This window comes from Ferrovibrio sp., assembly GCF_017994015.1.
Taxonomy (GTDB): domain Bacteria; phylum Pseudomonadota; class Alphaproteobacteria; order Ferrovibrionales; family Ferrovibrionaceae; genus Ferrovibrio.
Map to the genome: position 1 here is coordinate 96,505 of NZ_JAGOLP010000003.1, position 26,311 is coordinate 122,815.

General features: G+C 61.2%; 24 protein-coding genes. 11 read left to right on the top strand and 13 right to left on the bottom strand.

Annotated elements, in window-relative coordinates:
* Positions 1 to 17: 17 nt before the first annotated feature.
* From KBB36_RS03345 to phnG, 7 genes are read right to left on the bottom strand one after another with little or no spacing between them, the layout of a single operon-like run.
* Positions 18 to 1,166: an alpha-D-ribose 1-methylphosphonate 5-triphosphate diphosphatase gene (locus KBB36_RS03345; protein ID WP_290976866.1), complete on the bottom strand. Its 1,149-nt coding sequence runs from the start codon at positions 1,164 to 1,166 to the stop codon at positions 18 to 20.
* Complete coding sequence (gene phnL, locus KBB36_RS03350) at positions 1,163 to 1,858, bottom strand: phosphonate C-P lyase system protein PhnL (protein ID WP_366933165.1); 696 nt, start codon at positions 1,856 to 1,858, stop codon at positions 1,163 to 1,165. Before phnL ends, KBB36_RS03345 begins: the two co-directional genes overlap by 4 nt.
* Before the next feature lie 7 nt (positions 1,859 to 1,865).
* A complete protein-coding gene (phnK, locus tag KBB36_RS03355) occupies positions 1,866 to 2,663 on the bottom strand; it encodes a phosphonate C-P lyase system protein PhnK (RefSeq protein WP_290976869.1) in 798 nt (265 codons plus the stop codon).
* Entirely contained in the window at positions 2,660 to 3,541 is an 882-nt protein-coding gene (locus tag KBB36_RS03360) for an alpha-D-ribose 1-methylphosphonate 5-phosphate C-P-lyase PhnJ (RefSeq protein WP_290977161.1), read from the bottom strand. The genes phnK and KBB36_RS03360 overlap by 4 nt, the downstream gene beginning before the upstream one ends.
* A gap of 23 nt (positions 3,542 to 3,564) precedes the next feature.
* On the bottom strand, positions 3,565 to 4,671 hold the full coding sequence (locus tag KBB36_RS03365; protein ID WP_290976871.1) for a carbon-phosphorus lyase complex subunit PhnI: 1,107 nt from the start codon (positions 4,669 to 4,671) through the stop codon (positions 3,565 to 3,567).
* Between the two features lies 1 nt (position 4,672).
* Positions 4,673 to 5,284: a phosphonate C-P lyase system protein PhnH gene (phnH, locus tag KBB36_RS03370; protein ID WP_290976873.1), complete on the bottom strand. Its 612-nt coding sequence runs from the start codon at positions 5,282 to 5,284 to the stop codon at positions 4,673 to 4,675.
* Position 5,285: 1 nt separating this feature from the next.
* Complete coding sequence (gene phnG, locus KBB36_RS03375; RefSeq protein WP_290976876.1) at positions 5,286 to 5,789, bottom strand: phosphonate C-P lyase system protein PhnG; 504 nt, start codon at positions 5,787 to 5,789, stop codon at positions 5,286 to 5,288.
* A gap of 129 nt (positions 5,790 to 5,918) precedes the next feature.
* Between phnG and phnF the strand changes: the two genes are divergently transcribed.
* Both phnF and KBB36_RS03385 read left to right on the top strand, forming a co-directional pair.
* The gene (gene phnF / locus KBB36_RS03380) at positions 5,919 to 6,641 is read left to right on the top strand and encodes a phosphonate metabolism transcriptional regulator PhnF (RefSeq protein ID WP_290976878.1); all 723 of its coding nucleotides are present in this window, start codon (positions 5,919 to 5,921) and stop codon (positions 6,639 to 6,641) included.
* A gap of 171 nt (positions 6,642 to 6,812) precedes the next feature.
* Positions 6,813 to 7,529 carry a TauD/TfdA family dioxygenase gene (locus KBB36_RS03385; RefSeq protein ID WP_290976881.1) on the top strand — a complete coding sequence of 239 codons (717 nt, stop codon included), beginning with the start codon at positions 6,813 to 6,815 and terminating at the stop codon, positions 7,527 to 7,529.
* Here the strand turns inward: KBB36_RS03385 and KBB36_RS03390 are convergent.
* Positions 7,526 to 7,954 carry a MarR family transcriptional regulator gene (locus KBB36_RS03390; protein ID WP_290976883.1) on the bottom strand — a complete coding sequence of 143 codons (429 nt, stop codon included), beginning with the start codon at positions 7,952 to 7,954 and terminating at the stop codon, positions 7,526 to 7,528. The genes KBB36_RS03385 and KBB36_RS03390 overlap by 4 nt on opposite strands.
* 153 nt (positions 7,955 to 8,107) lie before the next feature.
* On the opposite strand from KBB36_RS03390, the gene KBB36_RS03395 reads away from it, so the two are divergent.
* The 9 genes from KBB36_RS03395 (at position 8,108) to pncA (ending at position 19,782) form a co-directional block, all read left to right on the top strand.
* Entirely contained in the window at positions 8,108 to 9,226 is a 1,119-nt protein-coding gene (locus KBB36_RS03395; RefSeq protein WP_290976886.1) for a substrate-binding domain-containing protein, read from the top strand.
* A gap of 134 nt (positions 9,227 to 9,360) precedes the next feature.
* Positions 9,361 to 11,010 (top strand): flotillin domain-containing protein, encoded by a 1,650-nt coding sequence (locus tag KBB36_RS03400; protein ID WP_290976889.1) that lies wholly within the window; start codon positions 9,361 to 9,363, stop codon positions 11,008 to 11,010.
* Between the two features lie 63 nt (positions 11,011 to 11,073).
* Positions 11,074 to 12,303 carry an ABC transporter substrate-binding protein gene (locus KBB36_RS03405; RefSeq protein WP_290976891.1) on the top strand — a complete coding sequence of 410 codons (1,230 nt, stop codon included), beginning with the start codon at positions 11,074 to 11,076 and terminating at the stop codon, positions 12,301 to 12,303.
* 9 nt (positions 12,304 to 12,312) lie between these two features.
* The gene (locus tag KBB36_RS03410) at positions 12,313 to 13,179 is read left to right on the top strand and encodes a branched-chain amino acid ABC transporter permease (protein ID WP_290976894.1); all 867 of its coding nucleotides are present in this window, start codon (positions 12,313 to 12,315) and stop codon (positions 13,177 to 13,179) included.
* A gap of 2 nt (positions 13,180 to 13,181) precedes the next feature.
* Positions 13,182 to 14,213, top strand: a complete 1,032-nt coding sequence (locus tag KBB36_RS03415; RefSeq protein WP_290976896.1) for a branched-chain amino acid ABC transporter permease — start codon at positions 13,182 to 13,184, stop codon at positions 14,211 to 14,213.
* A complete protein-coding gene (locus KBB36_RS03420) occupies positions 14,200 to 14,925 on the top strand; it encodes an ABC transporter ATP-binding protein (RefSeq protein WP_290976898.1) in 726 nt (241 codons plus the stop codon). Before KBB36_RS03415 ends, KBB36_RS03420 begins: the two co-directional genes overlap by 14 nt.
* Positions 14,926 to 14,927: 2 nt before the next feature.
* A complete protein-coding gene (locus KBB36_RS03425) occupies positions 14,928 to 17,399 on the top strand; it encodes an amidase (RefSeq protein ID WP_290976901.1) in 2,472 nt (823 codons plus the stop codon).
* Between the two features lie 25 nt (positions 17,400 to 17,424).
* Complete coding sequence (locus KBB36_RS03430; protein ID WP_290976904.1) at positions 17,425 to 19,116, top strand: AMP-binding protein; 1,692 nt, start codon at positions 17,425 to 17,427, stop codon at positions 19,114 to 19,116.
* Positions 19,117 to 19,146: 30 nt separating this feature from the next.
* The gene (gene pncA / locus KBB36_RS03435; protein WP_290976906.1) at positions 19,147 to 19,782 is read left to right on the top strand and encodes a bifunctional nicotinamidase/pyrazinamidase; all 636 of its coding nucleotides are present in this window, start codon (positions 19,147 to 19,149) and stop codon (positions 19,780 to 19,782) included.
* Here the strand turns inward: pncA and KBB36_RS03440 are convergent.
* The 5 genes from KBB36_RS03440 to KBB36_RS03460 are packed head-to-tail and all read right to left on the bottom strand — an operon-like array spanning position 19,779 to position 26,291.
* Complete coding sequence (locus KBB36_RS03440) at positions 19,779 to 20,606, bottom strand: 3-keto-5-aminohexanoate cleavage protein (protein ID WP_290976908.1); 828 nt, start codon at positions 20,604 to 20,606, stop codon at positions 19,779 to 19,781. The two genes, pncA and KBB36_RS03440, sit on opposite strands and share 4 nt — an antisense overlap.
* A 27-nt stretch (positions 20,607 to 20,633) precedes the next feature.
* On the bottom strand, positions 20,634 to 22,190 hold the full coding sequence (locus KBB36_RS03445; RefSeq protein WP_290976910.1) for a hydantoinase B/oxoprolinase family protein: 1,557 nt from the start codon (positions 22,188 to 22,190) through the stop codon (positions 20,634 to 20,636).
* Positions 22,191 to 22,192: 2 nt separating this feature from the next.
* Positions 22,193 to 24,292, bottom strand: a complete 2,100-nt coding sequence (locus KBB36_RS03450; RefSeq protein WP_290976912.1) for a hydantoinase/oxoprolinase family protein — start codon at positions 24,290 to 24,292, stop codon at positions 22,193 to 22,195.
* Entirely contained in the window at positions 24,289 to 25,365 is a 1,077-nt protein-coding gene (locus tag KBB36_RS03455; protein ID WP_290976915.1) for an Ldh family oxidoreductase, read from the bottom strand. The genes KBB36_RS03450 and KBB36_RS03455 overlap by 4 nt, the downstream gene beginning before the upstream one ends.
* A gap of 2 nt (positions 25,366 to 25,367) precedes the next feature.
* On the bottom strand, positions 25,368 to 26,291 hold the full coding sequence (locus KBB36_RS03460; protein WP_290976918.1) for a branched-chain amino acid transaminase: 924 nt from the start codon (positions 26,289 to 26,291) through the stop codon (positions 25,368 to 25,370).
* Positions 26,292 to 26,311 lie beyond the last annotated feature (20 nt).

A 26,311-nucleotide genomic window follows, 5' to 3' on the forward strand; every position in this document is an offset into this window, starting at 1 on the left:
AGCTGAGGTTTTCTGGATCACATCACACGCTGGCCGGCACGCCATACACTGCGCACCACCGGTGTATCCTCCACCACACTGACCCGGATCATGTCCGCCCGGCGGCCCGGCTCCAGCACACCGCGATCCATCAGGCCAATTGATTCGGCCGGATTGGCCGCCACCATGGCGATGGCCGCCGGCAAGCTGATGCCCGGCACCTGCTGCGGCAGCAGGAAAGCCGAATGCAGCAGGCTGCTTGGCACATAATCCGAGGATATAATGTCAAGCTCGCCCATTTCAGCCAGCTTGCGCGCGGAAATATTGCCCGAATGCGAGCCACCGCGCACCACATTCGGCCCACCCATCATCACCTTCATCCCATTGTGGCGTGAGAGCGATGCGGCTTCCAGCGTGGTGGGAAATTCCGCCACCACCATGCCATCGGCGGCAGCCTCGGCCACATGTTCGGCGGTAGCATCGTCATGGCTCGCCAGCGGCAGGCCTTTGGCGCGGCAAAGCTCAACCACAGCGCGGCGATTTCGGCCGCCATTGGCAGCAGCGGCAGCGATCTGATCATTCATGAAGCGATCCATCTGTTCGTCGCTCATGCCGTATTTGCCTTGATAATATTCGCGGTATTTCATCGGGTTGACAAATTGCCGCTGGCCCGGCGTGTGATCCATGATCGAGATCAGCTTGAGCCAATCCAACTCAGTCATCGGCTCGACCAGGGCCATCAAATCCTTGAACGAAATTTCGCAACGCAGATGCAGCAGATGCTCAGCGCGCAGGATGCCGGCCTGCTGCGCGGCGTCAATGGCCGCGATCATTTCACGCAGGATATCCATCCGCACGGCGCCATCGCGCACATCGCCCACCGCCACGGCATCCAGCACCGTGGTAATGCCGGCAGCGGCAATCTGCGCATCATGGCTCAGCACCGCCAACCGGCTCGGCCAGCGCACGCCGGGGCGTGGGGCAAAATGTTTCTCCAGATTGTCGGTATGCAATTCCACCAGGCCCGGCAGCAGGTAATCGCCCTCAAAATCAATTGCATGGGATACAGCAGAGGCGCCGGTATCAACAGCGGTAATCAAGCCATCCAGCACTTGCAGGCTGCCGCCGCTTATCTCGGCATCGCGGCCGATGATACGGGCATTACGGACAATCATCTCGGCATTCATGCGGCGGCTCCCAGAGCTTGCAGCGGCAACAGGCGGGTGGCGATGGCGGCGCGGGTTTCATCGTCGTGCACAATCGCCACGATTGCGGTGCCGCGCCGGCGCGCATCATCAATCAGATTTATGACAATTGTGCGATTGGCCCCATCCAGCGAGGCGGTTGGTTCATCCAGCAGCAGGATTGGATGATCGGCGCAGAAGCCGCGTGCGATATTGATACGCTGCTGCTCGCCGCCCGAGAAAGTGGCCGGCGGCAGGTTCCACAGCTTTTCCGGGATATGCAGGATATGCAGCAATTCTGCCGCGCGCGCGCGGGCATCGGCCTGGGCAACGCCCCGCGCCAGCATTGGCTCGGCCACCACATCCAGTGTCGGCACACGCGGGATAACGCGCAGGAATTGCGTAACATAGCCTAATGTGCGGCGGCGAATATCCAGTATCTGCCGCGGCGCGGCCTGCATGATATCCACCATGCGGCCATCATGGCGCAGCAGGATGCGGCCCTGTTGCGGCCGGTAATTGCCGTAGATCGAACGCAGCAGAGTGGATTTTCCGGCGCCTGAAGGGCCATGCAGCACCACGCATTCACCAGCAGCCACCGTCAGTGCCGCATCGCGCAACACCGGCAGGGCAACGCCGCCGCGCAGATGCAGAGTGAAAGTTTTACTCAGGTCTGCAACACGTATCATGTCCATGCCGGCCTCACACATTCAGCACCGAGGAAACCAGCAACTGCGTATAGGCATGTTGCGGATCGTCGAGTAATTGATCGGTCAGGCCGGTTTCCACCACTTCGCCGCGCCGCATCACCATCAGGCGATGCGCCAGCAGACGGGCTACACCCAGGTCATGCGTCACCACGATCACCGCCACATTATGTTCCTGCACCAGCCGCCGCAGCAGATCGAGCAACCTGGCCTGCACCGAAACATCAAGCCCGCCGGTTGGCTCGTCCATCAGCACAATGCGTGGCCGGGTCACCAGATTGCGCGCAATCTGCAAACGCTGCTGCATGCCTCCGGAAAAATTGCGCGGCAGATCGTCGATCCGCTCGGCAGCGATCTCCACCGCAGCAAGCCATTCCAATGCAGCGCCCCGCAATTCGCCATAATGTTTGTGGCCCAGCGCCATCATGCGTTCGCCGATATTGGCGCCGGCCGAAAAGGCCATACGCAGGCCATCGCGGGCATGCTGCTGCACAAAACCCCATTCCGTGCGCATGAGCTGTCGGCGCTGTGCTTCGCTGGCGGTCAGCAGGTCTGCGATGGTTTCCGCCTGAGTGCGATACAGCACCCGGCCGGCATCAGCCTGGATACGGCCGGCGAGGATATTCAGCAGCGTGGATTTTCCTGACCCCGATTCGCCAACAATGCCCAGCACCTCGCCCGGCCAGAGATCAAATGAAATATCGCGGCAGGCCGGCTGGCGACCAAAGCTCTTGTGCACTTCCTCAACGCTGAGCAAGGGCAGCGTGGCATCAAACATTATCTCGCCGGTCATTGCGCTGCCTCCTGGGCAAAAGGCGCCGATTGGCTGCCATGATGACCCGCGGCGCGGCGGTCACCGCAATAATCCGTGTCGGAGCAGACAAACATGCGCCCCCCTTTATCGTCGAGAATCACTTCATCAAGGAAGCTGTCGGTGGCGCCACACAGCGCACACGGTTCCGGCCAATGTTCAATACGGAACGGGTGATCGGCAAAATCCAGCGGCTGCACCTCGGTGTAAGGCGGCACGGCATAGATACGTTTCTCGCGCCCGGCGCCGAAGAGCTGCAAGGCGGCATTCATATGCAGTTTCGGCGTATCAAATTTTGGAATCGGCGAGCAGCGCATCAGATAGCGCCCATTCACCAGCACCGGATAATCATAGGCGGTGGCGATATGACCATGCTGGGCGATATCTTCATACAGCTTCACATGCATCACGCCATATTCCGACAAGGCGTGCATCACGCGGGTTTCACTTTCCCGCGGCTCCAGCCACCGCAGCGGCTCCGGGATCGGCACCTGATAAACCAGGATCTGGCCCTCGGCCAATGGTATTTCCGGCACACGATGCCGGGTCTGGATCAGCGTGGCCTCTCGTGTCCGCTCGGTGGTGGCAACGCCGGTCATACGGGCGAAGAAGCGTCGGATCGACACAGCATTGGTGGTGTCATCGGCGCCCTGATCAATTACCTTCAGCACATCCGCCGCGCCGATCACCGCCGCCGTCACCTGCATGCCGCCCGTGCCCCAGCCATAAGGCAGCGGCATCTCACGGCTGCCAAACGGCACCTGATAACCCGGGATCGCCACCGCCTTGAGGATGGCACGGCGCAGCATGCGCTTGGTCTGCTCATCCAGAAAGGCGAAGTTATAGCCGGCCACGCTCATGCCGGTCTGATACTGCTGCTGGCTCATTGTGCCGCCTCCGCAAAATCGCTATCGCCGGCTTGCGTAATTTCGCTGCGCATGGTGCGGATCAGGGTCAGTTCCGACTGGAAATCGACATGATGCGGCAGCTTCAAATGCTGCACAAAACCTGAAGCTTCCACATTATCGGCATGCGACAGCACAAATTCCTGATCCTGCGCCGGCGCGGTGATATCCTCCCCCAGCTCCTCGGCGCGCAACGCCCGATCCACCAGCGCCATCGCCATCGCCTTGCGCTCGGCAAAGCCGAAGGCCAAGCCATAACCCCGGGTGAATTTTGGCGGCTCCAGCCGTGAGCCACGGAACTGGTTGATCATCTGGCATTCGGTCAGCGTGATATCGCCGATATCAACCGTGAAACCGAGTTCGGGAATATCCAGCTCAACCGCAACATTGCCGCTGCGGATTTCGCCGACAAATGGATGCGACTTGGCATAGCCGCGCTGGGTGGAATAACCCAAGGCCAGCAGATAACCTTCATCACCCCGCGCCAGATTCTGTAGCCTTAGGGCACGATCGGCAGGAAACATAAGCGGCTCCCGCGTCAGATCGCCCACCGGCGCCGCCTCGGCATCGGCAATTTCCGGCTCGATCAGCCCCTCGGCATTCAGCAGATCAACCACCTGCGGCATGGTTTCTGCCAAGACGCCCTTACCTGCTGCTGGCGGCACCGGCACTGCTTGAGTTTCCATCAGGCCAAAATCCAGCAGGCGATGGGTGTAATCGAAGGTTGGGCCGAGCAATTGGCCGCCGGGCAGGTCTTTGAAGGTTGAGGAAATCCGCCGCGCCACCTGCATGCGGCTGGTGTTTATCGGCTCTGACACACCGATACGCGGCAACGTGGTGCGATAGGCGCGCAGCAGAAAGATGGCTTCCACCTGATCGCCACGCGCCTGTTTCAAAGCCAAAGCCGCTAGGTCTGGATCGTAGAGCGACCCTTCGGTCATCACACGATCCACGCCCAGGCTCTGCTGCTCGCGGATTTGCGCCACGCTCAATTCCGGCACCATCGGATCGCCGCGCCGGACTTCAGCCAGCAATGTGTGGGCATTCTCGATGGCAGCTTCGCCGCCCTTCACCGCCACATACATGTCAATTCTCCTGCCTGCCGATTAGTGTTGAGCGCGGCAGTCCGATCAATTCGCCGTCGCGGCCCAGATAAAGATCAACACCACGCGGAAAGGCCGTCGCCATGGCGGCGCGCTGCTGCCAGAAATCGCGGCCCAGGCCGCAATTCGGCACGGTTATCGCGTTTCTGATCCCGGGACCGCGCCCTTGCAGCATTGGCTCGTCGGTAAAATCCACCACCTGAATGAGCAGGCTGGCGCCGCGCTCCGGTGCCGCATCGCTGCCCCAGTCGAAGCTATGCAGCGGCGGCAGTTGATCGGCATGCAGCAGCACAATGGCCGCCTGCGCCGGTTCCTGCACCAGCGGCGCGCCGGTATGAAAGCGCAGCCAGCTTGATACCATGACTTCATCGAAGCCCGGCCCGATCCATACCGGTGTGTCAAGATCGCACAGTGCCAGCAATGCTGCTGCAAGCACCGGTGCCAGGCCGGCGGGATGACCGGACCTTGCCGGCATCGGCACCACACGGCCGGGATGCGACATGGCTTCCAGCAAAGCGCGAAAAGCCTCCTGGCTCTGTTGCACCGGATCATCAAAACCGGCAGCGGGCGGGGTTTGGCTCAACGGCTTGCTCATCTCAATCCTCACCACGCACCAGCGTGAAAAAATCCACCTTGGTGGCCGCCACTTTGCTGGCCCAGGCTTGCTGCTTTGCTGCCAGTTCGGCTTCCAAGGCTGAGAGCAGCAGCGTTTCCAGCCATTCGGCGCCGGCAGCGTCCTGTGCCAGCGCATCGCACAAAGCCACCATCTCGGCCTTGCGCTGATCCCGGCCCTGCACATAACCCACCCCCATGGCACCATCATTCTCCAGCACCACAACGCAGCGGCTCACCGTCATCTCACCCAGATTGAAGCGCTGGCCAACCCCGCCGGCACGGGCACGCAGCATGGCCAGCCCGGTTTCCGGTGGCTTGAGGCGGCGATAGACCGGCAGTGCCGGCCAGGCTTGCAGCACGCTTTGCAGCCGTGCCGCATCGGCGCGCGCCAGCAGCCGCAAACGGCGCTGCCGGGCAATCTGGCCAGCCTGCGGGGCGGGCTGCGGGGCAGGCTGTTGCTGGTCTTGTTGTGGCAGGACGGACATCCGGACCTCTTGCGCAAACATCTATATTTGTCTAGACATCTAAATGTCTACGCCGATCCATGGTCTACTATCAAGCCAGTTTTCGGCGAAGTTTTTATGACAGGATCCACATTTCCTGGAGGCAGACATATGGTTGAGCGTGGCAGCGGCATGGCGGTGTGGCGACAAATCGCCAGCGAGATCGAGCAGGCAATCCGGCGCGGCCAGCATGCACCAGGTGCGCAATTGCCCACCGAGAAACAGCTTTCCGAACAATTCGGCGTTAATCGCCATACCGTACGCCAGGCGATGAACCGGCTGGCCGAGACCGGCCTGGTGAGCATCGAACAGGGCCGCGGCATGTTTGTGGCGGAGCGCGCCCTGGATTATGCCCTGGGCGCCCGCACCCGCTTTACCGAGAATCTGCTGACCAAGCAGAAGCAGCCTCTGCGGGAACTGGTTTCGGCCATGCAGATTGCCGCACCGGCAGATATTGCGCGGGCGCTGGGCCTGCCCACCGGCAGCGGCTTATGGCAACTGGAAACGCTCAATCGCGCCGATGGCAAAAAGATCAGCGTCAGCAGCCATTATTTTCCGGTGGATCGTTTTCCCGCCATGCCAGAGCTGTTTCGCCGTCACGGCTCGATCACCGGCGCGCTTAAAGCCGGCGGTGTGCCGGATTATCGCCGCCGCTTCACCCGGGTGGCCGCCAAACTGATTGCCGCTTCTGATGCACGCCTGCTTGACCTGCCGCGCAGCCGGCCCGTGCTGCAAAGCGAAACCGTGAATGTGGATGAGCGCGGCCGGCCGGTGGAGTTTGTGCGCGCCCGCTTTGCCGCCGATCATGTGGTGCTCACCATCGAGCATGACTAGTTTTTATATATTAAAATCAATGAGATAAATCGTTTCATCGGAAAAGCGAGCGACCCGCCAATTACACATGGATAATTTGTTTTGTCTGTTTAAATACATTTTCTCATGAGTATTTATGCCGCCAGTCGCTAAATTTAGGCATTGTCCGTCGCATCTCAGGATACTGCCCGCATGTATCACGCAATCCGCAATGTCGAGCCTGCAACAGCCTTCCCAGGCATAGAAATCCATGGCCTGGACCTGCAACAACGGCTTGGCGAAGTGGCGCTGGCCAGCCTGCTTGATCAATGGCATCAGCAGCCGGTTCTGGTTTTCCGCAACCAGCATCTCAGCGATAGCGAATTGCTCAGCTTCAGCCATCGCCTGGGCCAGCTTGATCCGGCGCCGGATACTAAAAGCAATGATCCGCCCGCTGCCTGCCTGCTATATGCGCGTGAAGTGCCGCCTGATGGCGGTGACATCCAGTTTCTCAACCTGCAAGCCGCCTACGAAACCCTGCCGCATGAAACCAGGCGCAAGATCGCCCGCTTGCGCTTGTTGCACGATAACGGCTTGCACGATGGCGGGCCGGGCAATTGGCATCCGCTGGTTACCAGTGATCCACTTAGCGGCCGCGCTGCTTTGCTGCTGGGTAGCCGCCGCAACACCAAGGTGGAAGGGCTGGATGCTGTTGCCGCCCAGGCCTTGCTGAACCAGTTATGGCAACATGCGACACAGCCGCAATTCACGCTGCGCCATATCTGGCGCCCGGGTGATCTGGTGCTATGGAACAATGTCAGCGTGATGCAGCGCAGCGAGGTTGTCGATCCGGCCTCAAGCCACCAATTGCGCGGCATCCGATTGCGCCGGCTCTATAGCAGCTGGGAACGCTATGCTGCCTATGCTTAAGCCGGCTCGCCCGGGCTGGCATCGCTGATGAAGCTGTTGAGCAGCTTCTTCAATTGCTGCACCCGGGTATGGCTGACATTGGCCAGCAAGGCCTCGCCACTGGCCTGGATATCCGGCTGTAGCCGCTGATAAACGCTGAGACCGTGGTCGGAAACAAACACCAACACCTTGCGGCGGTCGCTCTGGTCCGGGGCGCGAAACAGCAAGGCGCGGGAAACCAGCCGGTCAACCAGTTTTGACAAGGCCGGCAGGTTGAACACCGCCTCGGCAGCCAGATCGCTCATCACCCGGCCCTGGCCATCGCTGAGGATATCCAGCACGCGCCATTCCTCGGCCGACAGATTCTCATCACGCAGGGCAGCGGCAAGCTGCGCGTCTATAAGGCGTTCTGCCCGCTTTAACAGCAATGAGAGGTCAGTATTCATGCTAATCCTGTTCCGGATTGGCTATAGCACCAGTTTTGCCGCAGCGACAAGACAGTTTCTGTGATTCGCGCGTGACATTGCCGTGTGGTCGGCGTTTTAATGGCGGACATGTTGCAGGCGCAGATAACGGGGGTTGAGCGACTGGCCGCTGGAATGGCATTTCCAGCGCCGTCCGGTCGCCGCCATGGCGCCAACCACACCACGCCGGGCAGCAGCCACCATCCTTACCGGGTGGGCTTGTTTGTGCCGCTGAGCAGTGCTGCCGCCGTATGGGGGCCAAGCTGCATGGCCTGTGCCGAATTGGCAGCGGAGGAAATCAATCGTGCCGGCGGCCTCAAGGGCCGCGAAGTGCAGCTGATTACCGTCGATGCCGGTGCGGCGCCCATGGCAGTGGCGGATGCGGCCGAACGGCTGCTGGATGACGAGGCGATTGACGTGGTGCTGGGCATGCATATCAGCGCTGTGCGCAATGCCCTGGCGCCACGGGTTTCCGGCCGCGCACCCTATATCTATACGCCGCTTTATGAAGGCGGCGAAGCGCGGCAAGGGGTTTACGCCATCGGCGAAACGCCGGAGGACCAGCTACGCCCCGCCCTGGCCTGGGCGGCGACGCAGCGCGGCGCCAAACGCTGGGCGCTGGTGGGCAATGATTATGTCTGGCCGCGCGCCAGCCATGCCCAGGCGCGGCGCTTCATCGCTGAATTCGGCGGCAGCGTAGTGGGCGAAGCGTATCTGCCGCTTGGCACCGAGGATTTTGATCATTGCCTGGAAGCCCTGGCAGCATTGGATGCAGATGCCGTGCTGCTGTCGCTGGTTGGCCAGGATGCCATCACCTTCAACCGCGCCTTTGGTGATCGCGGCCTGCATCGCCGCATGATCCGGCTGTCGATGTGTATCGACGAGAATACCCTACTCGGGATCGGCGCCGAGAATTCGCTCAATCTCTATGCCGCTTCGGGCTATTTCACTTCACTCGATACCGATGCCAATCATGCCTTCATCGAGCGGTATCGCGGCCGCTTCGGTGACCGCGCCCCGGTGCCGAGCGCACTTGGCCAATCGATATACGAGGGCTTTGCCTTCCTCAATGCCGCCAGCAGCAGCGGCATGGACAGGCCATTGCGCATCCCGGGCGCCCGCGGCGCGGTCTATCTCAACAATGGCTGCAAACTGAACCCGATCTATCTGGCGGAAGCCGATGGCATCGAATTCCGTGTGCTGCCGCAGGCGCTGTCGCTGCCGCGCCAGGCAGCTGCCTCGCACTGGACCTGATCCAATCGAAATATTCATTGCACCGGAAATAGTTTCCTGGTTAAGTATTTTTCATCGGAACCGTTCGCTGACGCGAGCGGCCTTGTCCGGCATTGGCATTTCGCCTGCCGGATAATGATGGGGGAGAAATCGGCGTGGCCTGGATCATCTATCTGATCATCGCGGTGGTGGTGCTGGCCGTGGTGATACTGTTCCTCAACCGATTCTATCGCAAGGCAACCCGCGACACGGCCCTGATCCGCACCGGTGCCGGTGGCCAGCGCGTGGTGATGGATGGCGGCTGTCTGGCGCTGCCCTTCCTGCATCAGGTTTCCGAAGTCAATATGAAGACCACGCGCATCGAAGTGGCGCGCAACGGCCCCAAGGCCCTGATCACCGGCGACCGCCTGCGTGTTGATATCGAAGTGGAACTGACCGTGCGGGTGACGCCGACCGCCGATGGCGTGGCCACCGCCGCCCAGGCATTGGGCAGCAAGGCATTCCGGCCACAGGATTTGGCCGATCTGATCGAAGGCCGCCTGATTGATGCGATGCAGAGTGTGGCGGCGCGCGAAACCATGGATCACCTGCATGAAAATCGCGGCAGCTATGTGCGTGAAGTGAAGGCGCTGGTGGCCGAAAGCCTGGCGCAGAACGGCCTGAGCCTGGAATCCGTGGCCTTGCGCCGCTTCGACCAGACGCCATTTTCCTCCATCGACGACAACAACGCCTTCAACGCCGTGGGTTTGCGCCGCCTGGCCGAAGTGGTGGCGGCCAACAAGAAGCAGCGTGCCGCCATCGAAGCCGATGCCGATGTGGCAGTGCGGCAGAGCCAGCTTGATGCCATCAAGCAGGTGCTGATCATCGAGCGTGAGCAGGAAGAAGCCAAGATCCTGCAAAACCGTGAGATCGAACGGCTGCGTTCCGAAAGCGAAGCCCAGGTTGCCGAATTCGGCGCCGAAAGCCGCCGCCGCGCCGAACTGGCCCGCATCGGCCAGGAGCGCGAAGTGCGCATGCTGGAGATCGAGCGCGACAAGCAGTTGAAGCAGAGTGATCTGCAATCCAGCCTGTCGACCGAAATCACCCGGCGCGACAATGCCATTCTGCTGGCCAAGAAGCGCGGCGACGAGGCGGTGGCCGAAGCCGCTGCCGAGCAGGCACGGGTGCAGGTGGTGCTGGCGCAGGAAGGGCTGCAAACTGAAAAAGACAAAGCGGTGGCCGAGCGCATGCGCTTGCTGGCCGTGTTGCGCGCCGAGGAAGCCGCCGAGGTGGACAACACCCGCACGCGCAGCGAAACCGACACCATCCGCGAACAGGCACGCGCCGAAGCTGATGCTGCAACGCTCAAGGCTGGCGCCCAGCGCACGGCGATGCTGGCCGAATCGGAAGGCAAGGCGGCGCTGATCGCGGCCGAGAACAGCCTGTCGGAAGCCGTGATCCGCATGCGCCTGGAAAAGAAACGTATGGACACATTGCCGGTGCTGGTTGGCCAGATGATGAAGCCGGTGGAGAAAATCGATTCGATCCGCATCAGCCAGATTGGTGGCTTGGGCCTGAGCAATGGCAATTCCGGCAATGGCAGCCAGGGTGGCGGTACCGCCGGCAATGGCGCAGGCCCGAATGGAACTGGCCCGAATGGCAGCCTGGTCAATCAGGCGGTGGATGGCATCCTGGCCATGGCGCTGCAATTGCCCGCCGTGCAGAAGCTGGGCCAGGAGATCGGCATTGATATCGCCGATGGCCTGGGCGGTATCAGCCGCGCCATCGACACCACGCCGCGCCATGGCACAGCCGCAAAATCCTGATTCCCGTAGAGATTAGTCTGATACCTGCTTTCACCCCATCGCGAAACCATATGGAGATTTGTCATGCAGTTTGATCGCCGTGCTTTCCTGCAATCCACTGCCGCAATCTCGGGCCTGGCGGCCACGGGCCTGGCCGGCCGCGCCTTCGCCGCCAATGGCGAAATCAAGCTGGGCAGCATCCACGATCTGTCTGGCATCTTCGATCTCTACGGCAAGCCGATGGATCAGGCCGTGATCCTGGCGCTGGATGAGATCAATGCCGCGGGCGGCCTGCTGGGCCAGAAGGTGGGCCAGACCACCTACGACACCCAATCGCAAATCCCGCTCTACACCCAGTTCGGCCAGCAGGCTGCGCTGAAGGACAAGGTGGCCGTGGTGCATGGCGGCATCCTTTCCGCCTCGCGCGAGGCAATCCGGCCGACACTTGGCCGCTTCAAGACGCTGTATTTCTACAACACGCAATATGAAGGCGGCGTCTGCGACCGCAACATCTTCTGCACCGGTGTCACCCCGGCGCAATCGGTGGAAGCGCTGATGCCCTATGCCATCGGCAAGTTCGGCAAGAAGATTTACACCCTGGCCGCAGACTACAATTACGGCCAGATCATCTCGAAATGGGTGGCGCATTACGCCAAGCTGAATGGCGGCGAAGTGATCCAGACCGACTTCTTCCCGCTGGATGTCTCGGATTTCGGCGCCACCATCGCCAAGATCCAGAGCGCCAAGCCGGATATGGTAATGTCGGCGCTGGTTGGTGGCGCGCATCTTTCCTTTTACCGGCAATGGGCTGCTTCGGGCATGAAGTCGAAAATCCCGATGGCCTCCACCACGTTGGGCGTCGGCAACGAACAGGTGGTGCTGACCAAGGAGGAAGGCGACGGTATCCTGTTGGCCTATAACTACTCCAAGGAACTCGCCACACCGGCCAACAAGGCTTTCCTCGACAAGTGGCAGAAGAAATTCGGCGATACCAAGCCGATCCATGAACTGGCCGTGGCGACCTATCAGGGCGTGATGCTGTGGGCCGCCGGCGTGAAGAAGGCCGGCAGTATCGACCGCATGAAGGTGATCGAAGCGCTGGAAAGTGGCATTTCCATCGAAGGCCCGGCCGGCAAGGTGACCGTTGATCCAAAAACCCATCACTGCATCCTGGATGTGCATGTGCTGGAAGTTCGGGACCAGAAAATGAATGTGGTGAAGAGCCTGTCGCAGGTGCCGCCCAAGGATACGCAATCGGTTTGCGATCTGAAGGCCAATCCGAACGACACCACCCAGTACGAAATCAAGATCTGAGCCCCATCGATGGACTTCGCCGCCGTCATTGTCCTCGAAGTCCTCTATGCCATTGCGAGCCTGGCGCTGATCAGCGCCGGGCTCGCCGTGGTTTTCGGCATGATGCGGGTGATAAACCTGGCCCATGGCGAATTTCTCATGCTAGGCGGTTATGCCGCCATTGTCTCGGTGAAGGCCGGGATCAATATCTACATCGCCATGCTGATCGTGGCCCCCCTGGTGGTGGGCCTGATCGGCCTGATCATCGAACGCTGCGTGATCCAGTTCCTGTATGGCCGCATGCTTGATTCGATGCTGGCCACCTGGGGCCTCAGCCTGCTGCTGACCGGCGCCGCCACAATGATCTTCGGCAATACCACCACCGGCATTTCAACCCCGATTGGCGGCTTTGCCATCGGTGGCTATCGTGCCAGCGGCTACAATATCTTCATCATGCTGGCCGGCTTTGCCGTGATGGCCGGTATCTTTGTGGTGCTGAAAACCACCCGGCTTGGCCTGGTGGCACGCGGCGCGATGCAGAGCGCCGACATGGCCTCCGGCCTGGGGCATAACCCGCGCCGCATCTATATGCTGACCTTCACCATCGGCGCCGCGCTTTCCGGCCTGGCTGGCGGCATCCTGGCGCCGCTGACCGGGCTGACGCCCACCAGCGGCGGCCTTTATGTGGCCAAGGCTTTCATCACGGTGATTTCCGGTGGCGCGGCGGTGGTCACCGGCACGCTCTCAAGCTCGGTGCTGTTTGGCAGCCTGACGCAATTGACCACACTGGCCTCCACTCCGGTCTGGGGTGACGTGGCGATGCTGCTGGCGGCCATTGTGCTGTTGCGCCTGTTACCACGCGGCATTACCGGCCGTTTCTTCACACGGCAGGTTTGAACATGCTGGAAAATGCGCGCAACCGGCACATCCTGGTGGCGGTGATTGGCATCGCCATCCTGCTGGGGCTGCCAGTGGTGGTTGACCTGATCACCCTGCTGGAACTCAGCGTTTATGTGGTCTACGCCATCCTGGCGCTCAGCCTGGGCTTCATCTGGGGCTATGGCGGCATCCTGTGTTTTGGACAGGCTGCCTTTTTCGGCCTGGGCGCCTATAGCTATGCCGTGGCAGCGATCAATGTGGGCGAAAGCACCGGGCCGTTCCTGCTGGCGATCCTGCTGCCGCTGATCTTTGCCGCCCTGCTTGGCGCAATGATGTTTTATGGCCGGATCAGCGATGTGTATATGGGCGTCATCACCCTGGTAGTGACATTGATCCTGTTCAAATTCATCAATTCCACCGCCAACGAAACCTGGATCATTGGCAAGGCACGCCTGGGCGGCTTCAACGGCATTCCCGGTTTCCCGACGCTGAACATGCCCGGCGATCCCGGCAACCTGCTCGATCCGGAACAATTCTTCTATGTCGCCATGGGTTTGCTGCTGCTGGTGTATTTCGGCCTGCATTGGCTGATGACCACGCGCTTTGGCCGCGTGGTGGTGGCGATCCGCGAGAATGAAACCCGCGCCGAATTGCTGGGTTATGACGTGCGGCTCTACAAGACCATGATCTTCGCCATCGGCGGCGGCATCGGCGGCATGGCTGGCGCGCTGTTTGCCAATTGGGGCAACTTTGTCAGCCCAGGCCTGTTTGGCCTGGCGCAATCGGCCACCATCATCATCTGGGTGATCGTGGGTGGCCTGGGCACCCTGATCGGCCCAGTGATCGGCGCCGTGCTGATCCAGTTCATCATCACCCAGCTTGGCCAGCAGAGCGTGGTGAACAACGCCTTTGTGCTGGGTGGCATACTGGTGTTGTTTGTGCTGCTGCTGCCCAAGGGGCTGATGCCCACGCTGGCCGCCCTGCTGCGCCCCAGGCAACGTTCAGGCCGCCGGCCATTACGCCAGCAGGGAGGCAAGGATGGCCAGCAATAGGCGCGGCAGCGTAGTGCTGGAAACCCGCAATCTGAGCATGCGTTTCGGCGGCGTGACGGCCGTGGATAATGTGGATTTTGAATTGCGCGAAGGCGAATTGCGCTGCCTGATCGGGCCGAATGGCGCCGGCAAGTCCACCTTCTTCAAATGCCTGACCGGGCAATTGCGGCCCACAGCCGGCAGCATCCTGATCCAGGACAAGCCGATGCTGGGCGAGCCGCCCTGCCGCATTGCCCAGGCCGGGGTTGGCGTGAAAACCCAGACACCCAGCCTGTTCAATGGCCTGACGGCGCGCGAACATATCGCCCTGGCGGTGGAGCGCCATCATGGCAATGAGCGCGCCCGCAGCAAAACCGATGATGTGATCGAACGTTTTGGCCTGAATGACCTGGCCGGACGCATCGTCGGCCAATTGGCGCATGGTCAACGCCAGCGGGTGGAAATCGCCATGGTGGTGGCCGCCGATCCCTGGCTGGTGCTGCTGGATGAGCCGGCCGCCGGCATGACGCATGAGGAAGTGGATCGCATGGTGGCGCTGATCCGTGACATCAACCGCGAAGCCACCATGATCATCGTGGAGCATGACATGCAGTTCATCCGCCTGATCGCCGATCAGGTGACGGTGTTCCACCAGGGCGCCATCCTGATCGAGGATCATGTGGAAGCCGTGCTGAATGATCCGCGCGTGCGCGAAGTCTATCTCGGAGCCTGAGCATGACCAGCCGCAGCGACCCCCGCTCTGCCGACAAGCCATTACTGGAACTGCGTGGCCTGTCTGCCGGTTATGGCGCCATCCCGATCCTGCATGACCTGAATTTTGTGGTGCGGCCGGGCGAGACAGTGGGCGTGCTGGGCCATAATGGCATGGGAAAATCCACCCTGCTGAAAACCCTGATGGGCTATATCCAGCCCAGCGCCGGCCAGATCCTGTTCAACGGCACTGAAATCACCAGCCTTTCGCCGCATGCCCGCAGCCGGCTTGGCCTGGGTTATGTGCCGCAGGGACGCGGCATTTTCCCTGACCTGACGGCGCTGGAAAACCTGCGCATGGCGCTGCCTGGCAGCAACGAGGCGCCAATCGATCAGATCCTGGGCGAAATTCCCCGCCTGGAGCGGTTGCTGGATCGCCGCGGCGGCAGCCTGAGCGGCGGCGAACAGCAATTGCTGGCCCTGGCGCGCTGCCTGGTGGCGGAACCCAGGCTTGCCCTGCTGGATGAGCCGACCGAGGGCATTCAGCCTTCGATCATCAAGGAAATTGCCGTGTTGCTGAAGCAACTGGTGAAGGCGCGTGGCCTGACCGTGCTGCTGGTGGAACAGAATCTGGATTTTATCGCCCAGCTTTCCGACCGTGTATTGATCCTGCAAAAAGGCCGCATCACCGGCGAGGTGAAGGGCAGCGAGATTCACAGCGCCGGCATCATTGAGGAATTCGCCGGCTTTGGCCGGGTTGCGGCCCTTGCCAAAAGTGGCGAGAACACCGCTGCGCCTGCCTTGCCGGCAATGACGGCCCTGGCCATGCCGATGCCGCAACGGCCGATGTCGACGAATAGTGCTGTATCGGCGGCACCGTCTCAGCAGACATATCAAAACTACCAGTCGGCGCCATTGCAGCGCCCGCTTCCCGCATCGGCCATGCCAGCCGCCACCCCTTCTGCCGCAAGGACGAGTTACATGACGGTAAAACGCCCGACCGAATCACAACTGCGCGATATCGTCAGCGAATTTGGCATGGCGATGAGCGACGATACCTTGCGCCGCTATCTGGCGCTGATGGAAGGCACCATCCAGTCTTACGACATTGTTGATTCGCTGCCGGATTTCCTGCCGCCAGTGGATTATCCGCGCACGCCGGGTTATCGCCCGCAGCCTGCCGAAAATCCGCTCAATGCCTGGTATGTCAAGGCCGAGGTGCGCGGTGCGCCGCGCGGCCCGCTGGCCGGCAAGAAGGTGGTGCTGAAGGATAACATCTGCCTGGCCGGCGTGCCGATGATGAATGGTGCCTCCACCCTGGAGGGCTATGTGCCGGATGTGGATGCCACCGTGGTGACGCGCATCCTGGATGCCGGCGGCACCATCGTTGGCAAGGCGCATTGCGAATATTTCTGCCTTTCCGGCGGCAGCCACACCAATGCCACCGGCCCGGTGCATAATCCCTGGAAGATGGGCTATTCGGCTGGCGGTTCGTCATCCGGCTGCGGCGCCCTGGTGGGTGCCGGCGAGGTGGAGATGGGCATTGGCGGTGACCAGGGCGGCTCGATCCGCATGCCCGGCTCGCTTTGCGGCATCTACGGCATGAAACCAACCCATGGCCTGGTGCCCTATACCGGCATCATGCCGATTGAGATCACCATCGATCATGCCGGGCCGATGACCCGCACAGTGGCCGACAATGCCCTGCTGCTGGAAGTCATTGCCGGCGAAGACGGCCTTGATCCGCGCCAATATGCCCCCAAGGTGGATAAATACACGGCCGCTTTGGGCCGCGGCGTGAAGGGGATGCGGATCGGCGTGGTGAAGGAAAGCTTCACCGTGCCCGGCATGCAGGATGATGTTGCCCGCAAGGTGCGTGCCGCCGCCGACCGTTATCGTGAACTGGGCGCGCAGGTGGAGGAGATTTCGGTGCCGATGCACAGCCTGGGCACCGCAATCTGGACACCGATTGCGCTGGAAGGCCTCACCGATCTGATGATGAACGGCAATGGCTTCGGCACCAACTGGAAGGGGCTTTACGTCACCAGCCTGCTGGATGCCCATGCCAATTGGCGCAGCCGCTCGGATGAGCTTTCCGATAGCCTCAAGATATCGATGTTTGTCGGGCAGTATTTCCTCAAGCATTATCGTGGCCATTATTATGCCAAGGCGCAGAATCTGGCCCGCCAATTGAAGCTGGCCTATGACGCGGCGCTGGATCGTTGCGACCTGCTGCTGATGCCCACCCTGCCGATGGTAGCGCAGCCTTTGCCGCCGCCCGGCAGTCCGCTGGAATTGGTCATCCAGCGCGCTTTTGAAATCCTGCCCAATACGGCACCGTTTGATACCACCGGGCATCCGGCGATGACTGTGCCCTGCGGCCTGAGCGACGGCCTACCGGTGGGCGTGATGCTGATCGGCAAACACTGGCGCGAGGCAACGATCTATCAGGCCGCGCATGCCTTTGAGCAGGTGGAAGACTGGCGCAACATGTAATCGCCAGAATAACTGGGAGGAAACCATGCGCCTCATAGAGGCCTATACCCGTGGCGACACGGCGCAGCCTTTGTTGCGCCTTACCGTGCATGGCCTGCTGCAACAGGCGGTCAACCAGCATGGGGCACGCGATGCCTTGATCGTGCGGCATCAGGACATTCGCTGGTCGTATCACGATCTTGCCCGTGCCGTGGACGATCTGGCTGCCGGCCTGCTGGCCCTGGGCCTGCAAAAAGGCGACCGCATCGGCATCTGGTCGCCGAACCGGGTCGAATGGGTGGTGACGCAATTCGCCACCGCGCGGATCGGCCTGATCCTGGTCAATATCAATCCGGCCTACCGGCTGGCGGAACTGGAATTTGCACTCAACAAGGTGCAGGCCAAAGCGCTGATCGTGGCGCCCAGTTTCAAGACCAGCGACTATATCGGCATGCTGCAAAGCCTGGCACCAGAGCTTACCGGGCAAACGCCAGGGCAGTTGCAGCTTGCCCGCCTGCCGCATCTGCGTTGCATCATCCGGCTTGGCCCGGGCGAAACGCCGGGCATGCAGCCTTATGATGCCGTTTTGCGGCTGGCCGGCCCGGCGCAACGCAGCCGGCTTGATCTGGTGGCAGCCAGCCTGGACCCGGACGAGCCGATCAACATCCAGTTCACCAGCGGCACAACAGGTTTGCCCAAAGGCGCCATGCTGACGCATTACAACATCGTCAATAATGGCTATTTCGTTGCGCAGAAGATGAAATTCACGCCGCAGGACCGGCTCTGCATCCCGGTGCCGCTGTATCACTGCTTCGGCATGGTGCTGTCCAACCTGGCCTGTGTCAGCCATGGCGCCTGCATGGTGTTTCCGGGTGAAGGTTTTGATGCCTGCGAAGTGCTGGAGACGGTGCAGGCCGAACGCTGCACGGCCTTGCATGGTGTGCCCACCATGTTCATTGCCGAACTGGGCCATCCGGATTTCGGCCGCTACGATCTTTCCAGCCTGCGCACCGGCATCATGGCTGGCGCGCCCTGCCCGATCGAGGTGATGAAGCAGGTGGTGCGCGACATGGGCATGCGCGAAGTGACCATCGCCTACGGCATGACCGAGACCAGCCCGGTGTCGTTCCAGAGCGGGGTTGACGATCCGCTGGAGCGGCGCGTCGCCACGGTTGGCCGCATCCATCCGCATGTTGAGGTCAAGATCATCGGCGAGCGTGGCGAAACCTTGCGGCCGGGCGAGAAAGGCGAACTCTGCACCCGCGGCTATTCGGTGATGCGCGGCTATTGGGATGAACCGGAGAAAACCGCCGAAGCCATTGATGCCGCCGGCTGGATGCATACCGGCGATCTGGCAGTGCTGGATGAAGCAGGTTATTGCAACATCGTCGGCCGGGTGAAGGATATGGTGATCCGCGGCGGCGAGAATCTGTTTCCGCGCGAGATCGAGGAATATCTGTATCGTCATCCGGCGGTGCAGGATGTGCAGGTTTTTGGCATTCCGGATGCCAAATATGGTGAGGAACTCTGCGCCTGGATTGTGCCAAAACCGGGCCAGCGCCCAAGCGAGGCCGATATCCGAGCCTTCTGCCAGGGGCAGATCGCGCATCAGAAAATCCCGCGCCATATTCGTTTTGTCGATGCCTTCCCGGTCACCGCCACCGGCAAGGCGCAGAAATTTATCATGCGCAAGACAATGATGGATGAACTGGGCTTGAAGGAGGCGGCAACAGCCTGACAGAATAGGCTCTGACACGGAGCCCCAGCCATGCCGATAGATATCCGCCCCGACGACGCCCTGATTGTTATTGATGTGCAGAATGATTTCTGCCCGGGCGGCGCACTGGCCGTGCCGGAAGGCGATGCCGTGGTGCCGGTGATCAACCGGCTGATCGGCCGCTTTCCGCACGTGATCCTGACCCAGGATTGGCATCCGGCCGGGCACCGGTCTTTTGCCTCAACCCATCCAGGCCGGCAGCCATTCGAAACCATTGCCTGGCGCTATGGGCCGCAAACCTTGTGGCCGGATCACTGTGTGCAAGGCAGCAAGGGCGCTGAATTTCACGCGGGCCTGCATATCGACACCGCCGAATTGGTGATCCGCAAAGGCTTTCGAGCCGAGATCGATTCCTATTCGGCTTTCAGCGAAAACGACAAGACAACTCGCACCGGACTGGCCGGCTATCTGCGCGAGCGCAAGCTCAACCGCCTTTTCTTCTGCGGCCTAGCGCTGGATTACTGTGTGGCCTGGTCAGCCCTGGATGGCCGCCGCGAGAGTTTTCCGGCTTTTGTGGTGGAGGATGCCTGCCGCGCCATTGACCTCAACGGCAGCCGCGCCGAGGCCATGGCTCAATTCGCCCGCAACGATGTGGGCGTGCTGAATGCGGCAGAGATAACGGCCTAAACCATCCTGAGGCCAAGAATGCGGCGGGCTTCCTCAGGCGTTGCCGGGCGGCGGCCATAATCAGCACAGAGCGCCGCAACCCGCGCCACCAATTCGGCATTGCTGCTGGCCAGCCGTCCATTGTCGAAACGGATATTGTCTTCCAGGCCGGTGCGGCAATGGCCGCCCATCTCCAGCGCCCAGTGATTCACTTCCAACTGATGCCGGCCCAGGCCGGCAGCGGTCCAGGTCGCATCCGGCATCAGTTTGTGCAATTGCGCCACTTCAAATTCAAGAATTTCGCGCCTCGCCGGCAGCGCATTCTTCACGCCCATGACAAATTGCACATGTGCCGGCTCCGGGATCAGCCCTTCGCGCACCAGATCGGCGGCATTGTAGAGCATCGCCAGATCAAACACTTCCACTTCCGGCTTGACCTCGTAATCCTTCATCGTCTGCGCCAAGCCCTTGATGAAATCCGGTGGATTTTCATTCACGAAGGTGGGGAAATTCACCGAGCCGGTGGCCAATGACGCCATGTCGGGGCGGTATTTCAGCATACCGCCACGTTCCTCCAGTTTGCGCCCGCGCGCACCGGTGGAGAATTGCACAATCATGCCGGGGCAATGTTTTTCGATGCCCTGCTGCACGGCATGAAAACGTTCCGGATCGGATGACGAGGATTCGTCATCGTTGCGCACATGAATATGCACCAGGGATGCACCGGCTTCATAAGCCTGCTGGCTGGATTCAACCTGCTCCGCTACCGTGACCGGCACAGCGGGTGTATCCTTTTTGCGCGGCACCGATCCGGTGATGGCGACGGTAATGATGCACGGTTCCATGTTTCCCACCTTTTTTAGCTTTATGATTCAATTCTGGCGCGGGCCAAAGCCGCCGCCGCCGCCGGTTTCTATTTCCACCAGATCGCCCGGCTGCAATACCAATTGCCCACTAGGCTCAATCGCCTTGCCGTTGATGGCGAAGCCTGCTGCAGCGCCCGCCTCGCCGCCGAGCAGGCCCGGCGCCGGCTTTTTGATGCGGTTGACCATGAAGGATGAGATCGCCATGCCGTCGCCGCGCATGCGGAAGGCAAAGCGGATGCCGTCGCCGCCATTCCGCGCACCTCGGCCACCGGAACCATGGCGGATTTCACGGCATAACACTTCCAGCGGCGCCTGACTTTCCAGCACTTCAATCGGCGTGTTGGAAAGATTACTCGGGAAGCTGATGGCGGAAAGACCGTGATGGCGCGCACTGGCACCGGCACCGGCACCGAGAAAACCGGAAACCGAATAACGTCGGCCACTGCCGAGGCCGGCCACCTGCATGTTGTTGGACGGCGAGCCGGGCGTGGCCTGTACCCGATCCGGCAAGGCTTGCGCCATGGCGCCCATGATCGCCGGCGGCAGCAGATGGCCGATCATGCCGCGTGCGCCGCAGGGCGCCGGCCGGGTCGGGTTGAGGATCGAGCCTTCCGGCGCCGAAATGCGGATCGGCAGAAAACTGCCTTCGTTATTCGGAATCCACGGGGCGAACAATGCCTTCAGCGCATAGGCGCTATAGGCATAGGTGTAGTTCATCACCGTGTTGATGGCCAGATTCACCTGAGCACTTGAGCCGGTGTAATCCACGCTCACTTCATCGCCCAACACCGTCACCTTGCAGGCAATGGTGATAACACCGCCCGGCATTTCGGCCGGGCCATCATTCTCCACCACATATTCATAAACCCCATCGGGCGTAGCCCTGATGGCATCTCGCATCGCGGTTTCGGTGCGCTGGCAGACCTCGTCGGTCAATTGTTCAAAATCGATACCGGTTTCATCAAGCAGGCCGCAGAGCAATTCGCCCAAGGATGTGCAGCATGAAACCTGCGCCCAGATATCGCCCATGGTTTCATCCGGCAGCCGCACATTGGTCTGGATCATTTCCACCAGCACGTCATTCTGCACGCCGGCATGCAGGATGCGCATCGGCGGAATCTGCAACCCTTCCTCGAATAATTCGCGGTTGGCGGGATTACGCAGCCGACCGCCAATATCCGGCAAATGGCTGACCACGCCAGCAAAGCCGACAATCGCGCCTTTATGCACAATCGGCATCACCAGGGTGGCATCATTGAGATGCCCGGTGGCGAGCCAGGGATCGTTGGTGATGTAGGCATCACCATCCTGCATGGTATCGATGCCGAATTTGGCAATGAAGCTGCGCACCGTTGCCGGCACCGTTGAAATGAAGGACGGGATGCTCTGCGAGGATTGCACCACATTGCGGCCACGCCGATCCGTCAGCACCACGGCATAATCGTTGGCTTCACGCACCAGGGTGGAAAACGAGGTGCGCACAAAAGTGGCCGCCGCCTCGTCCACCATGCTGATCAGGCGGGTCCAGAGGATTTCCAGGGTGATCGGATCGATATTCTGCATAATCACAGCCCCCGCAGCACAACTTCGAGCGTGCCGTCACCGAGCACAGACACGGCGGCATCATAGGCCACCACCAGGGTTGATTCCGGCTCCACCACCACCAGCGGCCCGGCCAGCTTGCTGCCTGGCGCCAGGGCATGACGATCATAAACCGGCACGCTGGCAAAACGCTTTTCGCCCGGCAGATAAAGCCTGCGGCTGCCACAGGCCACGGCTTCGGAATGGGGCGCGGCCTGCTGGGCGAAAGCATAACGCCGGTGCCTTTGCTGTGATTGCGCCACCACGCGCCAGGTCACCACTTCCGGCCGCCCACCGGGCACCGGGCGTTTGAACAGGCGGATATATTCGCGCAGGAAAACCTCCTGCAACAGCGCCTGGCTCAATTGTTCAAAACTGCAATCGCCCAGATCAACTTCCACCTTGGCACCCTGGCCCTGATAGCGCATCTCGGCGCAAAGCCGCCACTGGATATCCGCCGCCGCCACACCAACATGCGACAAATCGGCGGCAAGCGCATCGCGTGCCGCTTGCAGCCGCTGGCGCAGATCGTTCCAGTCAATGCGCTCAACGGCTTCCAGCTTGGACCAGGATTGATCAGCACGGCCCGGTGCTGCCAGGAAGCCAAGGCAGGAACCAACACCGGATGCCACCGGGCAAAGGATACGCGCGATGCGCAGCCGGCGCGCCACATCCACGGCATGCACCGGGCCGGCCCCACCGGTGGTGACAAGAGTGAAATGCCGGGCATCATGGCCGCGTTCGGCAATATGGGTGCGAGCTGCCGCTGCCATGTTTTCATTCACGATGTCATGAATGCCCCAGGCCACGGTTTCGGCAGTCATGCCACCGAGCCGCTGACCAAGCGCAGCCAAGGCCTGCTCGGCCTTTGCCAGGCTCAGCTTCATGCGGCCGCCGAGGAAATTATCGGCATCAAGATGGCCGAGGAACAGATCTGAATCCGTCACCGTGGCATCCTTGCCGCCAAGATCGTAGCAGGCCGGGCCGGGCTCGGCGCTGGCACTATCGGGGCCGACCTGCAACAGCCCCATGCTGCTGACCCGCGCAATACTGCCGCCGCCGGCGCCGATCTCGATCAGATCAATGCTGGGGCTGACCGCCGGCAGGCCGCTGCCTTTGCGGAAGCGCCGCACGCGGGCAAATTCAAATGTATGGGTGATGGCCGGCACACCATCCACGGCCACGCAGGATTTTGCCGTGGTGCCACCCATGTCAAAAGCCAGGATATTCTTCACCTGATGAATAGCGGCACAATTGATCGCGCTCAGCACGCCGCCGGCCGGGCCCGATTCCAGCAGCCGGATCGGAAAACGCGCCGCCTGCTCGGCCTGGGTGAAACCGCCATTCGACACCATGATGTCGAGCCGCGCTTCCAGACCTAGTTCGGTCAAGCGCCGGCTCAGCGCATTCATGTAATGCTCAACAATCGGCTGCACATAGGCATTTGCTGCCACTGTTGACATGCGCTCGTATTCGCCGATTTCGGCTGCCACTTCGGAGGAAATCGAAAAGCTGTGCTGCGGCAATGCCTGTTTCAGAAAATCACGCACCCGGCGTTCGTGCTGGCCATCAACACAGGCATGCAGGAAACACACCGCCACCGCCGCCACATCGGCCCGGGCCAGCTTGTCAGCCAGGGAGTGTAAATCGGCTTCCGGCAAAACCTGCCAGATATCGCCGCTCGGGCCGATCCGCTCGGCAACCGCAAAGCGCTGCTGCCGCTGCACCAGCGGATCGGGGAAGGAGATTTCGAGGTCATAGGTATCGTAGCGGGTCTCACGCCGGATATCGAGCACATCCTCGGTGCCGGCAGTGACCACCAGGGCGGTCTTGACCCCCTTGCGCTCCAGCAATGTGTTGGTGATCAGCGTGGTGCCATGCACCACACGATGCACCGCCCGGCTGCCGCCTGCCACGCCGGCCGGCAATTGCGCCAGCAGCATCTCGATCACCCGCGCGATGCCCTGGCCCGGATCGGCCGGCGTGGTCAGCGCCTTTGCTACCCAGATCGTATCGCTGGCTGCTTCCAGCATCACACCATCAGTGAAGGTGCCGCCCACATCGACGGCGATTTGATAGGTCACGTCTTTGCCCTCATAACCATGCCGGCGGCAGCGGTCATACTTTCCAGCAATGCCGGCGAAACAGGTATGCCATGTTGCCGGCGCTGCGCATATGTGGTGGCGGCGCGCTGGCCCGGCAGCCGCGGCTTTGCATCGGTGGCCGGCAAGCTGCGCTCGATACGGCCGGCCACAGATTCAATGGCCTGCAAGGCGGCGCTGCGACCGGCGAAGAATCCTGGATCAATGGCGAGAAAGTTATGGCTGGTGCCGCTTGGCTCCGGCCCCGGATCATGCGGATTGCGCACCTGGAAGCCGGGCCGGCCACCGGAAAGCCCGGCGCAGAGCAATTCGATTGCCAATGCCAAGGCATAGCCTTTGGCACCGCCCATCGGCTGGATCGTGCCCAGTAGCGCAGCCTCAGCATCGGTGGTGGGCTGGCCATCCTGATCCAGCGCCCAATCGGCGGGGATCGCCGCCTTGGCCTGCGCCGCCTTGCGGATGCGGCCGCGTGCCACCACGCTGGTGGCCATGTCGATCACAATCGGTGCTGCATCGCCACGCGGAAAGGCGATAGCTAGCGGATTGGTGCCCAGGATGGCTTCACGCCCGCCCCAGGGCGCCATGGTTGGCGCGGCATTGGACAATGCGATGCCGATCAGGCCCTGTCTTGCCGCCAGTTCAACATAGAAATTTGCCGCACCAAAATGGCTGCTATTACGCACCGCACAGGCGCCGATGCCCTGGGCCTGTGCCAGCCGGATCGCCTCGATCATCGCCTTATGCGCCGCCAGCACACCAAAACCATTCATGGCATCCAGAACACTGGCCGCCGGGCCGGTTTGGCTCAACTGCATGATCGCATTCGGCAGGATCGAGTGTTCCAGCAACCGCCGCACATAAACCGGCAGATGCGCCAGACCATGCGAATCAATGCCATGCAATTGCGCTTCCACCAAGATACCGGCGGCAAGATCGGCATCTTCCACTGTCATACCGGTAGCCGCCAGAATATCCGCCGCCAGCGCCTGCAATGGACCGGGCGCCACAACCGCCGCCATCCGCAAGCCTGCCAGTTTCTCCGCCAGATCGCTCATGTTCAGCGCTGATAAACCGGGGTGAGCCAGCCGCGCTTGGCAGCATTCACGCCAGTGGTGGCATCAAAATAGGCCTGCTGCAATTGCATGGTGATCGGCCCGGGATTGCCGCTGCCCACCTGGATGCCATCCACATTCACCACCGGCACAACTTCCGCCGCCGAGCCGACCAGGAATAGCTCCTGCGCCGCATAAAGCTCGGTCTTGTCCATGGTGCGCTCCACCACTGGAATGCCCATATCGCGCGCCAGCTCCATCACACTGTCGCGCGTGATGCTCTCCAGAATGCCGCTGGTCAGATCCGGTGTCACCAGCTTGCCATGCCGCACCATGAAGATGCAGGAACCCGGCCCTTCGGCGACATGACCGGACTGGTTCATCAGAATCGCTTCGTCGTAGCCATCCTGCTTGGCCTGATAACGCGCCAGGCGGCTGTTGACATAATTGCCGCCGCATTTGATGCGCGGTGGCATGGCCGAATCCGACAGCCGCAGCCAGGCGCTGACCTGACAGCGGATACCCTTGTTGACATTCTTATTGCGCGCCTTTTCCAGCGCCGAGATCGAATAGCTGACCGGGCCGCGCACATCCTGTTCGCCCATGCCATCCAGATAGGCGATGGTGCGGATATGCACCGCTTCCTCGGCCTTGTTCCGGCGCAGCAATTCCAGCGTATTGGCATTGATATCCGCCGGCGAAAAAGGCGCATCGAAGCGCAGCAGTTTCATTGACTGGAACAGCCGCTCGGTATGCTCTTCCAGGCGGAACACATACATCTGCCGCTCTTCGGCATTCCAATAGCCGCGCAGGCCCTCAAAAACCGAGAGGCCATATTTCACCGCTGGCGACATCACATGCGTCATCGCCTCGGCATATTTCACCAGCTTGCCGTTCTGCACCATGAATTCGGGTAGAATCTTCGACATCATCGCCTCTCGAACAGGAA

Coding starts and splice junctions, on each gene's coding strand:
- KBB36_RS03385 (WP_290976881.1), top strand. CDS start 6,813: ATGTATCACGCAATCCGCAATGTCGAGCCTGCAACAGCCTTCCCAGGC.
- KBB36_RS03440 (WP_290976908.1), bottom strand. CDS start 20,606: ATGGAACCGTGCATCATTACCGTCGCCATCACCGGATCGGTGCCGCGC.
- KBB36_RS03420 (WP_290976898.1), top strand. CDS start 14,200: ATGGCCAGCAATAGGCGCGGCAGCGTAGTGCTGGAAACCCGCAATCTG.
- KBB36_RS03390 (WP_290976883.1), bottom strand. CDS start 7,954: ATGAATACTGACCTCTCATTGCTGTTAAAGCGGGCAGAACGCCTTATA.
- KBB36_RS03425 (WP_290976901.1), top strand. CDS start 14,928: ATGACCAGCCGCAGCGACCCCCGCTCTGCCGACAAGCCATTACTGGAA.
- KBB36_RS03360 (WP_290977161.1), bottom strand. CDS start 3,541: ATGAGCGTGGCCGGCTATAACTTCGCCTTTCTGGATGAGCAGACCAAG.
- phnL (WP_366933165.1), bottom strand. CDS start 1,858: ATGGACATGATACGTGTTGCAGACCTGAGTAAAACTTTCACTCTGCAT.
- phnH (WP_290976873.1), bottom strand. CDS start 5,284: ATGAGCAAGCCGTTGAGCCAAACCCCGCCCGCTGCCGGTTTTGATGAT.
- KBB36_RS03445 (WP_290976910.1), bottom strand. CDS start 22,190: ATGCAGAATATCGATCCGATCACCCTGGAAATCCTCTGGACCCGCCTG.
- KBB36_RS03365 (WP_290976871.1), bottom strand. CDS start 4,671: ATGTATGTGGCGGTGAAGGGCGGCGAAGCTGCCATCGAGAATGCCCAC.
- KBB36_RS03345 (WP_290976866.1), bottom strand. CDS start 1,166: ATGAATGCCGAGATGATTGTCCGTAATGCCCGTATCATCGGCCGCGAT.
- phnG (WP_290976876.1), bottom strand. CDS start 5,789: ATGTCCGTCCTGCCACAACAAGACCAGCAACAGCCTGCCCCGCAGCCC.
- pncA (WP_290976906.1), top strand. CDS start 19,147: ATGCCGATAGATATCCGCCCCGACGACGCCCTGATTGTTATTGATGTG.
- phnF (WP_290976878.1), top strand. CDS start 5,919: ATGGTTGAGCGTGGCAGCGGCATGGCGGTGTGGCGACAAATCGCCAGC.
- phnK (WP_290976869.1), bottom strand. CDS start 2,663: ATGACCGGCGAGATAATGTTTGATGCCACGCTGCCCTTGCTCAGCGTT.
- KBB36_RS03410 (WP_290976894.1), top strand. CDS start 12,313: ATGGACTTCGCCGCCGTCATTGTCCTCGAAGTCCTCTATGCCATTGCG.
- KBB36_RS03460 (WP_290976918.1), bottom strand. CDS start 26,291: ATGTCGAAGATTCTACCCGAATTCATGGTGCAGAACGGCAAGCTGGTG.
- KBB36_RS03395 (WP_290976886.1), top strand. CDS start 8,108: ATGGCATTTCCAGCGCCGTCCGGTCGCCGCCATGGCGCCAACCACACC.
- KBB36_RS03430 (WP_290976904.1), top strand. CDS start 17,425: ATGCGCCTCATAGAGGCCTATACCCGTGGCGACACGGCGCAGCCTTTG.
- KBB36_RS03455 (WP_290976915.1), bottom strand. CDS start 25,365: ATGAGCGATCTGGCGGAGAAACTGGCAGGCTTGCGGATGGCGGCGGTT.
- KBB36_RS03415 (WP_290976896.1), top strand. CDS start 13,182: ATGCTGGAAAATGCGCGCAACCGGCACATCCTGGTGGCGGTGATTGGC.
- KBB36_RS03405 (WP_290976891.1), top strand. CDS start 11,074: ATGCAGTTTGATCGCCGTGCTTTCCTGCAATCCACTGCCGCAATCTCG.